The organism is Synechococcus sp. (genome assembly GCF_982614295.1).
Map to the genome: position 1 here is coordinate 18,875 of NZ_CEXBMR010000014.1, position 9,739 is coordinate 28,613.

General features: G+C 51.8%; 13 protein-coding genes, 2 tRNA genes and 1 pseudogene. 6 read left to right on the forward strand and 10 right to left on the reverse strand.

Annotated elements, in window-relative coordinates:
* Window positions 1-69 precede the first annotated feature (69 nt).
* Entirely contained in the window at window positions 70-1,314 is a 1,245-nt protein-coding gene (locus AC2JC8_RS03865) for a cation:proton antiporter (protein WP_484400657.1), read from the forward strand.
* Here AC2JC8_RS03865 and gltX read toward each other — a convergent pair.
* From gltX to AC2JC8_RS03900, 7 genes are all read right to left on the reverse strand, one after another.
* A complete protein-coding gene (gene gltX / locus AC2JC8_RS03870; protein ID WP_484400656.1) occupies window positions 1,261-2,712 on the reverse strand; it encodes a glutamate--tRNA ligase in 1,452 nt (483 codons plus the stop codon). The two genes, AC2JC8_RS03865 and gltX, sit on opposite strands and share 54 nt — an antisense overlap.
* A gap of 20 nt (window positions 2,713-2,732) precedes the next feature.
* Window positions 2,733-2,806, reverse strand: a tRNA-Asp gene (locus tag AC2JC8_RS03875).
* Window positions 2,807-2,983: 177 nt separating this feature from the next.
* A complete protein-coding gene (locus AC2JC8_RS03880; RefSeq protein WP_484400655.1) occupies window positions 2,984-3,487 on the reverse strand; it encodes an NADPH-dependent FMN reductase in 504 nt (167 codons plus the stop codon).
* Window positions 3,487-3,675 carry an SH3 domain-containing protein gene (locus AC2JC8_RS03885; RefSeq protein ID WP_006043540.1) on the reverse strand — a complete coding sequence of 63 codons (189 nt, stop codon included), beginning with the start codon at window positions 3,673-3,675 and terminating at the stop codon, window positions 3,487-3,489. Before AC2JC8_RS03885 ends, AC2JC8_RS03880 begins: the two co-directional genes overlap by 1 nt.
* A 47-nt stretch (window positions 3,676-3,722) precedes the next feature.
* Window positions 3,723-3,795 (reverse strand) — tRNA-Trp (locus tag AC2JC8_RS03890).
* A gap of 48 nt (window positions 3,796-3,843) precedes the next feature.
* Window positions 3,844-4,323 (reverse strand): 50S ribosomal protein L19, encoded by a 480-nt coding sequence (rplS, locus tag AC2JC8_RS03895; protein WP_484594230.1) that lies wholly within the window; start codon window positions 4,321-4,323, stop codon window positions 3,844-3,846.
* A gap of 61 nt (window positions 4,324-4,384) precedes the next feature.
* On the reverse strand, window positions 4,385-4,678 hold the full coding sequence (locus AC2JC8_RS03900; protein ID WP_295460102.1) for a peptidase: 294 nt from the start codon (window positions 4,676-4,678) through the stop codon (window positions 4,385-4,387).
* A gap of 69 nt (window positions 4,679-4,747) precedes the next feature.
* Between AC2JC8_RS03900 and map the strand changes: the two genes are divergently transcribed.
* Entirely contained in the window at window positions 4,748-5,581 is an 834-nt protein-coding gene (gene map, locus AC2JC8_RS03905) for a type I methionyl aminopeptidase (protein ID WP_255131496.1), read from the forward strand.
* Here map and AC2JC8_RS03910 read toward each other — a convergent pair.
* Window positions 5,559-6,272, reverse strand: coding sequence for an SDR family NAD(P)-dependent oxidoreductase (locus AC2JC8_RS03910; protein WP_484594231.1), 714 nt, complete (start codon window positions 6,270-6,272; stop codon window positions 5,559-5,561). The genes map and AC2JC8_RS03910 overlap by 23 nt on opposite strands.
* 50 nt (window positions 6,273-6,322) lie before the next feature.
* Between AC2JC8_RS03910 and AC2JC8_RS03915 the strand changes: the two genes are divergently transcribed.
* Entirely contained in the window at window positions 6,323-7,402 is a 1,080-nt protein-coding gene (locus tag AC2JC8_RS03915) for a DRTGG domain-containing protein (protein WP_484594232.1), read from the forward strand.
* Between the two features lie 64 nt (window positions 7,403-7,466).
* Complete coding sequence (locus AC2JC8_RS03920) at window positions 7,467-7,979, forward strand: DNA-protecting protein DprA (protein WP_255131484.1); 513 nt, start codon at window positions 7,467-7,469, stop codon at window positions 7,977-7,979.
* Window positions 7,980-7,991: 12 nt separating this feature from the next.
* On the opposite strand, the pseudogene AC2JC8_RS03925 reads toward AC2JC8_RS03920, so the two are convergent.
* Window positions 7,992-8,408, reverse strand: a pseudogene (locus AC2JC8_RS03925) (MAPEG family protein).
* Between the two features lie 61 nt (window positions 8,409-8,469).
* On the opposite strand from AC2JC8_RS03925, the gene AC2JC8_RS03930 reads away from it, so the two are divergent.
* Complete coding sequence (locus tag AC2JC8_RS03930; protein ID WP_255131486.1) at window positions 8,470-8,961, forward strand: YajQ family cyclic di-GMP-binding protein; 492 nt, start codon at window positions 8,470-8,472, stop codon at window positions 8,959-8,961.
* On the opposite strand, the gene AC2JC8_RS03935 is transcribed toward AC2JC8_RS03930, so the two are convergent.
* A complete protein-coding gene (locus AC2JC8_RS03935; RefSeq protein ID WP_484594233.1) occupies window positions 8,958-9,266 on the reverse strand; it encodes a hypothetical protein in 309 nt (102 codons plus the stop codon). The genes AC2JC8_RS03930 and AC2JC8_RS03935 overlap by 4 nt on opposite strands.
* Before the next feature lie 3 nt (window positions 9,267-9,269).
* On the opposite strand from AC2JC8_RS03935, the gene AC2JC8_RS03940 reads away from it, so the two are divergent.
* A partial coding sequence (locus AC2JC8_RS03940) for a gamma-glutamyltransferase (RefSeq protein ID WP_484594234.1) occupies window positions 9,270-9,739 on the forward strand: 470 nt, incomplete at its 3' end.

Consider the following 9,739-nt stretch of genomic DNA (forward strand, 5'->3'; position numbering starts at 1 on the left):
ATGCGAGCCAGTTTGGATAGCTGAACCATTAATTAAGTTTAAAACCTCCCTCTCCAGCATTCTGGGGTAATGAGTGAAGATCGCCTCGGCCTGCTTTGGGGCGTAACGATTGCCTCTGGTGCCTCAGCGCAATTGATTTCACGTCTCACCAGCTTGCCTGGGGTGGTGGTGCTACTGGCTAGCGGATTGATAGTTGGAAGGGCTGGATTTCATTGGATTGAACCACTGGATCTTGGTTCTGGCCTTGGCACGGTGGTGGGTTTATTGGTCAGCTTGGTGCTTTTTGATGGTGGTTTGAATCTGCGCTTGCCTGGTGGTGAATTAAAAAATGCGGTGCTGCGCATTGTGCTTGTGCGCTTTGTGGTTGCCCTTATTGGTGGTTTGTTAGCAGCCCATTGGTTAGCCGGTTTGAACTGGCCCTTGGCAGCTGTTTTTAGCGCCACCGTTTTGGCTACTGGTCCAACTGTGGTGAACCCATTGGTGCAACAAATGCGCCTGCGAGCCCCCCTTGGCGAGTTATTGGAAGCGGAAGGTTTAGTGCTGGAACCAATAGGTGCGGTATTGGCATTGATGTTGCTGGAATTGGTATTGGGTGATTTGCAGAGCTGGCAAGGGGTAGCGCAGGGCTTAGTGCTGCGGCTGGGGTTTGGTTTATTAGTTGGCGCTCTGAGTGGGCTATTTCTTTCTGAAATCTTGCGACGTTTACCAAATGAAACGGATGTGTTGGGGTTACGGCTGCAATTAAGCCTTGGAGTTTTGCTGTTGATGTTTACAAGTTGTGAGGCCTTCCTGCCGGAATCAGGTTTACCAGCGGCAGTTGCTGCTGGTGTTGTTGTGGGCCGCAGGCCATCCGCAGCTCCTGAACAACTAGATGGCTTAATTCGGCAATTAGCTCAATTAGCAATCACCTTGTTATTTCCGTTGCTAGCGGCTGATGTGTCTTGGCAGGAACTAAGCCCTTTGGGTTTGGGCGGTGTGGGTTGTGTGTTGGTGTTGATGCTGCTGGTGCGGCCCATAGCGATTTCTGTTGCCACTTTTGGCTTGCCGCTAGATGGGGCTCAACGGCTGCTGATCACATGGTTAGCGCCGCGGGGCATCGTTACTGCAGCAATTGCCAGCTTGTTTGCAATTCGCCTAGAGCAGGCGGGAATTTCAGGGGCAGGGCGGTTGCAGGGATTGGTTTTTTTAACGATTTTAATGACCGTTGGTTTGCAAGGGCTCAGTGCACCATGGCTAGCAAAAAAATTGGGGTTAGTGGAATTAGAGCCAGCAACGCTGCAAGCGGAGGCGGTCGTCGCCACTACTGTTGAGTAACAACCAAGTTTCAATTAGATCAGGCCCTTGCAAACGCCCCAACAGGGCTGCGCGCAAACTTTTCATCAATAAACCTTTTTTAATGCCTGCTGCCTCGCAGGTTTGGTTGATCAATTCTTGGGCGCTGCTGCTATCGATTGGATGATCTGGAATTAACGCGAATAGGGCCTGGAGGCCTGAAATTGCGTTTGGAATTTGGAGTTGGGAAAGGGCTTCTGGTGTTAATTCTGGTTGTACAAAAAAAGGTTTTGCCTGCTCTACCCCATCGGCGAGAAGGGTAAGGGATGGTCCAAGCAAGTTGCATAGTTTTAAGCGCCAGGCCAATGATTTTTGTTCGATAGCAAAATTGGCGGCTTGCCAAAGAGGCTGTAATTGCTGCTCGAGCTGTTCACGGCCGAGTTCATGGAGCACCTGGCCGTTTAGCCAATTTAATTTGTCCCAATCAAAACGGGCACCAGCTTTATTGACTCGATCAAAATCAAATACAGCGGCGGCTTGTTTCAGTGTGAAACGTTCCCCCATCCCTTCTGGGGCAGACCAGCCCAGCAGGGTCATGTAGTTGGCCAGAGCAGCTGCTGTATAACCCATGGCTTGAAAATCTGCCACGGAGGTAACACCATCACGTTTTGATAGTTTTTTGCCCTCCTGGTTAAGGATTAATGGGGTGTGGGCAAATTTAGGAATCGCTAAATTTAAGGCCTCATAAAGCAGTAACTGCTTTGCGGTATTTGCGATATGGTCTTCGCCGCGAATCACATGGCTTATCGCCATAGCGGCATCATCTACCACCACCACAAGGTTGTAGAGGGGATCACCGATTTGATCAGCAGCGGCGCGGCGGGCAATAACCATGTCGCCGCCAAGATCAGCACCAGCCCAACGCATTTCCCCCCGCACCAGATCACTCCAGGTGATGCTGCGTTGATCATCAATGCAAAAACGGATAGTTGCTTGGCGGCCGGCAGCGCTGTATTCCTGCTGCTGGGCCAAGCTCAAATTACGGTGGCGATTGTCATAACGAGGAGCTTGCTTTAGGGCTGCCTGCTGCTCCCGCATGGCAGTTAATTCAGCTTCAGTTGCAAAACAGCGATAGGCATGGCCTGAATCAAGCAACTGTTGAATTGCGCTGCGATGTTCAGCGATCCGTGCACTTTGAATTACGGGTTCAGCATCCCAATCAAGCCCAAGCCATTGCAAACCTTCCAGAATATTTGCGGTAAAGGCTGGATTACTGCGTTCTTTATCGGTGTCTTCGATGCGCAATAAAAATTTGCCACCATGGCGTCGCGCAAAAAGCCAATTAAAAACTGCGGTGCGGGCAGTGCCGATATGAAGGGTGCCGGTGGGGCTTGGCGCAAGCCGAACGCGAACGGGGTTAGCCGTTGAACCGGAATCCATGGATATTTAGGGTTTTTAAACGGGGCTGACGGGATTCGAACCCGCAACTTCCGCCGTGACAGGGCGGTGCTCTAACCGATTGAACTACAGTCCCAAGTTGAGAATTAAGGCCGTTGATTCACATCAATAAAACTTCAAGTTGTTGCTGTTCAGTTAATGCTGATCAGTTAGAAAGTGAAGAAAAAATTTAAGATGAGATTCAGTGGGGCTTTCTGGTTTGCTGGGGTATCCCGTGAACAGAGGCCATTATCGCGTTTTTGGGTGCCAGCCGTCAACTGGTTATTGATTCCAGTTTGATCAAATCTTGAACAAGGGCTTGGATCGTTTCTGGCTTAGCTGGTTTTTGGAATGTAGCCAGCAGTTCACGACCCAAAACAGTGCAGCCAAGGTATGAAAATTGTTGGCGCATTGCGATTAAAACCCTGCCTCCGCCACCACCGCTATGGCTGCCAAGGGCAACCGGGCGCTGATTAAAAAGCTCTCTGAAATCACTGCAGGCAACTGAAAGCCATGCGATGGCGTTGCTGAGGACGGGCGGGGTTAAACCGTTGTATTCAGGGGCGCAAATAAAAATACTTTTATGTGAATGCAAAGCATCTTGTAATTCAACAAGGCCATCTCCAGCCCCTTTTTCTTTCACGCCAGGGTGGAATAGTGGCAAATTTAGGTTGCATAAATCAAGAATATTGCAAGTAACGCCTTGAGCTATTGCTTCGCTTTCGATTAAACGAGCTAGTTCAAGGTTGTTGCCACTACTGGCTGTGATGATCAGCATCAGGGGCGAAACCCAGCGGGCTCGATCAAACGCACTTGATTGCCCCTAGCGGTGAATTCCCTGCCCTGGTCGCTTTGTACTACAACACGGCCGCCAGATTTCACTCGAATCACGCGAGCGCGCACCCAGCCAAGGGCCGCAGACTCAAGCACTTTGACAACATCACCAGGCTGCAGATCCAATTCCATGATTCTCCTCAGTTTCAGACCTAAAAAATGGAGCGGGGTGCATCGAACGCGCCGTGGAGGACTTGAACCCCCGACATCAGGTTTTGGAGACCTGCGTTCTACCAACTGAACTAACGACGCAGGAGGCGATGCACCCCCACCGCTACCAACTCTAAGACGAAGCGGTGATTAGCGATCGAAGCGCTGCTTCACCCTGGTGGCTTTACCAACCCGATCACGCAGGTAGAAGAGCTTGGCACGCCTTACCTTGCCGCGACGCTCCACGTTGATTGTGGCCACTTGAGGGCTGTGGAGCATAAAGACCCGCTCCACTCCAATACCTTGGAAAATACGCCGCACCGTGATGGTTTGGTGCATTCCGCCATGGCGCTTGGCGATCACTACGCCTTCATAGGGCTGGATACGTTCCTTATTGCCTTCACTAATCCTTACGCCAACTTTTACGGTGTCGCCCACGTAAATGTCGGGTAAGTCGCTTTTGAGTTGGCTGCTTTCAAAAAAGCTCATCAACTCAGCAGCGCTTAATTTGCGCTTTTTTGTTGCTGGTGTTTCTTGGGATGCAACGTCAGAGACAGGAGCTTCAGCTGCTGGGGCCTCGGCTGTTTTGGTCTCGTTAGTGATCTCTGCGGCTGTTTCCTCTGCGGTCATTGCGAAATAAGCAACTCCTGTATGGGTTGCTGCTGCGGGGCCAAATAAAGAGCTTACCTCCCTACGGGGAGGTGGTTTGCTTGCGTAATTTCTGTAAAAGCATCAAGCCACCGCTGCAAAGCATCCACAGCAGGCCGAGGCCGTTGAGCAAAACGTAAATAGTTTCGCCCCTTGGCCCCAACCATTCCCCTTCGTGCAACACCAAAAGCAGGTGCGCTTGATCACGACTCAAACCGCCCCAATCCCTTAAAAGCCGGTAGCTGGTGCCTGAAATCACCGTGAGCATTAATGGCGTAATAACAAAAGGTGCAAGGCGTTCATGCCAGCGCCGCAGCATTAGAAAGAAGTTGGTCATCGCACTGGTTTTCGCAACAGGGGCGTGGCCGTTGATAGCTTGTTAACTCGGGCCTGGATGCCGGTAACTATGAATCTATTTGCTGAACTCTTGGTATCGGCCAAGCCCCAGGCAGGGCCACGCATCCGCCAAAATCGTAGGGGGGTGGAATTGAAATCCGCTCGGGAAATCACGATCATGCGCCAATCGGGCCGGATTGTTGCAACGGTGCTTAAAGAAATTATGGGGCTCGTGAAACCGGGAATGACCACGGCTGATTTAGATGCTTATGCGGAACAACGCATCCGTTCAATGGATGCTGAACCAAGTTTTAAGGGTTACCACGGCTTCAGTGGCAGTATTTGCGCCAGCATTAATAACGAAGTAGTGCACGGAATTCCAAGTGCAAAGCGGTTAATTCGCGACGGCGATTTACTGAAAGTTGATACCGGCGCATTTTTTGAGGGTTATCACGGTGATAGCTGCGTCACAATTTGTGTTGGTGACGCCCCTGCGGCGGCGGTGAAGCTGGCTCGTGTTGCTCAAGAATCCCTATACGCAGGGCTGAAACGCATCAAGGCTGGAAATACGTTGCTTGATATCGCTGGGGCTGTGCAAGATCACGTGGAAGCCAATGGCTATGCGGTAGTGGAGGATTACACGGGCCATGGGGTGGGCAGGAATCTCCATGAAGAACCATCTGTATTTAATTTCCGCACTAAGGAATTACCCAATGTGACCCTGCGCGCTGGGATGACATTGGCTGTGGAACCTATTTTAAATGGCGGCACAAAAGCCTGCCGCACCCTGAAAGATCGCTGGACTGTTGTAACAGAAGACGGTAGTCTTTCGGCTCAATGGGAACACACAGTGCTCGTTACTGAAGAAGGTTGCGAAATCCTTACTGATCGGGAGCTTGTGTAAAGCTGCGGTTGTAAATATTTCTCCCCCATTCTGTGAGTGGCATCAATAGCCAGGTGAGGGGATTTGGGCTCACGATAATTAACTTTTTGCCTGCAATCGCCTGTTTCATAACCGCTGCTGCCACCGCCTCAGCTCGCATGAATCCATAGGGGTTTAACGCCGATTTAAACGGACCCAAAACCAAGCGACGCACTGGGCATGGGGCATCGAGGCTGCGCAGGCTTAACAACTGCCCCAGGGCCCGCTTGCTGATCTCATACAAGGGGCTCAAAGCTGGATTCACCTCTGCTTCTGAAGTGTTTACCCAAACCTCACGATTTTTAGTGCCTGGGCTGCAACTTTTTAGAAACAGCTCAAGTAGCCGCATGGCGCTGAGGGTATTTACCTCAAGGCTTGCGATGGCGGCCGCTGTATCTCGTGCCCCGAGTTTATTAATGCCGTGGTTAATCACAAGGATTTCCACTTCCTGCAGCATTTGGGCAAGCTTTTCTTCTTCTCCCACTCGCCAACAAATCGTTTCCAGCGGCACCGTTTGGCCGTTTGCATTGATTAGTTGCAACGGCTCATCGCTATGGCGTAGGGCTATTAATTCAGCCCCCTGCAGCTGAAATTGCGTTAATAAAGCCCGGCCAAAACTGCCGCCAGCCCCGGTAACAGCGCATTTCTTCCCACTAAAAGCGCCAATAACCACTTTTGCACCAGTTCGAACAGTAGATTTTCCTACTAACTAATCCTGCCGTCATGGGCTATCCCAGCGCCACCCTATTGGTGGGATCCTGTGAACCTTTCAGCGGAAAATCTGCCCTTGTGATGGGCTTAGCTCAACAATTTCGCAATCGCGGCTTGCCTTTTCGGTATGGCAAACCGCTTGCCACCAGTTTGGAGCAGCAAGGCGCAAGCGAACCGCTTATCGACGACGACGTGCGTTTTGTTGGTGAATTTTTCTCATTGCCCGAGGCAGCCCTACTCACATCCCTAAAAGCGATTGCCCCTGCTACCGCCGAGCAGCAGTTGCTCACGGGCCACAAGGTGGATGCAGCAGCGGTGAGCAAGGAACTGGCCGCAATGCTTGGTGTGGCTGAGGGCATCACGCTGCTGGAAGCGGCTGGATCCCTTAGCGAAGGCTTGTTGTTTGGTTTAAGCCTGCCGCAATTAGCCACTGGCTTAAATGCGCCGGTATTGATTGCCCATGCCTGGGAAGATGCCCGCAGCGTTGAACCATTGCTGCAGGCCAAAGCCCAATTGGGTAACCAGCTACTGGGAGTGGTGTTGAACAACATCGATCCCGCCCAGATTGAAGCTGCGCAACGGGCGGTGCCTGGCCTTGAGGCCCTTGGTTTACACGTTTATGGCCTGCTGCCTCGCAGCCCCCTGCTGCGCAGTGTGACGGTGGGGGAATTAGTGCAACGGCTGGGCGCCGAGATGCTCTGCTGCCGTGAACGCAAGGATCTACTCGTTGAAACCTTGAGCATTGGTGCCATGAATGTGAATTCCGCGATGGAATTTTTCAGGTGTCAGCGCAATATGGCTGTAGTAACAGGGGCAGATCGCACCGATATCCAGTTGGCAGCTTTGGAATCTTCCACCCAGTGCCTCATTCTCACCGGTGCAGCTGATCCATTGCCGCAATTGGTGAGCCGCGCCCAGGAGCTTGATGTGCCGCTGCTTAAGGTGAATCACGACACCCTCACAACTGTTGCGGTGATTGAAAAAGCCTTCGGCCACGTGCGTTTGCATGAAACTGTGAAGGCCAGTTATGCGGCACGAATGGTGGCTGAACATTGCGCTTTCGAACCGCTATTTAAGCGATTGGGTTTCTAGAGCTGCAACAGGTTCAGGCCGGCGCTGCTACGGTCAAACGCAAAGCTCAGTTGTTGCACAGGTTGTGACCCGGTCCCTCGATTTACCAACGCTCGACCGGGTTGACACCTTGGCCCAGGAGTTGGCATTGCTACAAGATACGGGTAAAAGACGAATCGCCATCCTTGGCACCCGTCATGTACCGGTTGTTTCGGTGCATTTAGTGGAATTGGTTGCCCGTTCGCTGGCGCAGGAGGGTCACAATCTGCTCACTTCTGGCGCTCAGGGTGTGAATGCAGCGGTTATTCGGGGTGTATTGGCAGTGGATCCAGCCAAATTAACGGTGATCCTGCCCCAAAGTTTGCATCGCCAGGGCAGCGAAACTCGCGAGCAATTAGAGCGGGTGATGCATCTGGTGGAAAAACCAGACAACGATGATCTACCACTGCTGGAGGCCAGCGCTATTTGTAATCGAGAAATCGTGAGCCGCTGTGATCAACTTATTTGTTTTGCTTTTCACGACAGCGAAACACTAATAGACACCTGCCGCAGCGCAGAAGAGATTGGCAAGGTGGTAACACTTTTATTTTTTGATTGAATTGTTTGCTCATCAAGGAATAAGTATTGCCTTCAAGCCTTCTAGGTAAAGAATGCCGCTACAGGTGAGGCCAGCAGCCCAGCAGATACCCCGTAAAGGGGGAACATTCCCCACATAGGCAGCGATGTAGATCAATCGCAATGCTGGATGAGCCAAGGCAACGGCCATTGCAATGGGGCTATTAACAGCTGCAATTAGGCAGAGCAAGCAAGCTGGGGCGTGAAGAGTAAAGGCTTCAAAGCTGTTTTGATGCGCCCAGCTGGCCCGTTTACCCCAAGCGGGCATTCATTCAAACATTGCCCTTGGAGCAGCCAGATCAGCCATAGTGAAATCACTTTTTGAGCGGGCCGCACCAAGGGGAACCACGCTCAGCACTACCACTAGGGCTGAAAGCAGTAACGAGGCGGCAAAGGCGGTTTGAACTGCCATGGAAATGGGCACAGTGATGGCTCTTTTCTAGGCTGTTGAGTGTTGCTTTTGTGAGCCTTGTATGGCGGATAGCTACAGCTTTGATGTGGTGTCTGATTTTGATCGCCAGGAACTGGTTAACACTGTTGATCAGGTGCGCCGGGAGGTGGGCCAGCGCTACGACCTAAAGGATTCAGGCACTGAATTAAACCTGGAAGAAGCAGCAATTGTGATTACCACTGCCACAGATATGACCCTGGAGGCGGTGTTGGATGTGTTGCGCCAAAAAGCCACAAAACGTGAGTTGTCACTAAAAATCTTTGATTTTCAAACCCCGGAGCCGGTGGGGGGAAATCGGGTAAAACAAGAGATCAAGTTGCGTAAAGGGCTTAGCCAGGAATTGGCAAAATCACTGAGCAAAACCGTGCGGGATGAGCTGAAAAAAGTAACAGTTTCAATCCAAGGCGATAGTTTGCGGATCACCGGTAAAAATAAAGACGATCTCCAAACCGCAATCCAATTGCTAAGGGCGCAGGAGGTGGAGGTGCCATTGCAATTTGAAAATTACCGCTAAAGAGTTAATTGCAGTTCGCAGTTGTAGCGTTTTAAGGCGTGGGCTTTGATCGCTTCTGCTTGCACCACCTGGTTTACCTGCTGGGCCTCTAGTTCCAAGCTGGTGGCTTTTGGGTGATTTTCTTGCCAGCGTTGATCAATCCGGTTGAGGCGAGTTTGTAATAGCTGAATGATTTCAGCGGAACAGCGGGGGCCGGCCCCTTCTGGGCGAAAGCCATCGCTGCGCTCGAGTGCCAATGCAGTAGCGGCGGTAAAAGCAAACCAACAAAGCAAAATAAATGGCAGCCTGTAGATGTTGCAGCCCATAATTTGGCACTTTCAGCTTGTTTAGTTTGCCTTGCTCTGCTGGTTAATCCGCTGCAGGAGCAAGGCCAACGCATTCAACCTGTGCGTTCAGCGGCGGGGATGGTTGTAAGCCAGGAACGGCTAGCCAGTGGGGTGGGTGCTGCAATCCTGCGGCGTGGTGGCAATGCGATTGATGCTGCTGTTGCTACTGCCTTTGCCTTGGCTGTAACTCTGCCTCAAGCCGGCAATTTAGGGGGTGGTGGTTTTTTGCTGTTTTGGCATCAAGGCCAGCGCAAGGCCTATGCCCTCAATTTCCGTGAGATGGCACCGCGGCGCGCTTACGCAGAGATGTTTTTAGGCGCTGATGGGGATGTGGATCGCCAAAAGGCCACCCGCAGTTTGCTTAGCAGCGGCGTTCCGGGAACAGTGGCGGGTTTGCTTGAGGCCCAGCAACGATTTGGTGTGTTGAGCCGCGCTGAGGTAATGGCTCCAGC